Source organism: Enterobacter sp. MF024 (genome assembly GCF_005843915.1).
Taxonomy (GTDB): Bacteria; Pseudomonadota; Gammaproteobacteria; order Enterobacterales; family Enterobacteriaceae; genus Enterobacter; species Enterobacter barmai.
The window spans coordinates 1-506 of sequence record NZ_VCBB01000027.1; the positions used below are offsets into that span (position 1 = coordinate 1).

At 52.4% G+C, this 506-nt stretch carries 1 rRNA gene; it reads left to right on the forward strand.

Annotated elements, in window-relative coordinates:
- Window positions 1-481, forward strand: a 16S ribosomal RNA gene (locus FFB58_RS22760); the annotation flags it as partial.
- Window positions 482-506: the final 25 nt, after the last annotated feature.

Consider the following 506-nt stretch of genomic DNA (forward strand, 5'->3'; position numbering starts at 1 on the left):
TCGTCAGCTCGTGTTGTGAAATGTTGGGTTAAGTCCCGCAACGAGCGCAACCCTTATCCTTTGTTGCCAGCGGTTAGGCCGGGAACTCAAAGGAGACTGCCAGTGATAAACTGGAGGAAGGTGGGGATGACGTCAAGTCATCATGGCCCTTACGAGTAGGGCTACACACGTGCTACAATGGCGCATACAAAGAGAAGCGACCTCGCGAGAGCAAGCGGACCTCATAAAGTGCGTCGTAGTCCGGATTGGAGTCTGCAACTCGACTCCATGAAGTCGGAATCGCTAGTAATCGTAGATCAGAATGCTACGGTGAATACGTTCCCGGGCCTTGTACACACCGCCCGTCACACCATGGGAGTGGGTTGCAAAAGAAGTAGGTAGCTTAACCTTCGGGAGGGCGCTTACCACTTTGTGATTCATGACTGGGGTGAAGTCGTAACAAGGTAACCGTAGGGGAACCTGCGGTTGGATCACCTCCTTACCTTAAAGAACCTGCCTTTGTAGTG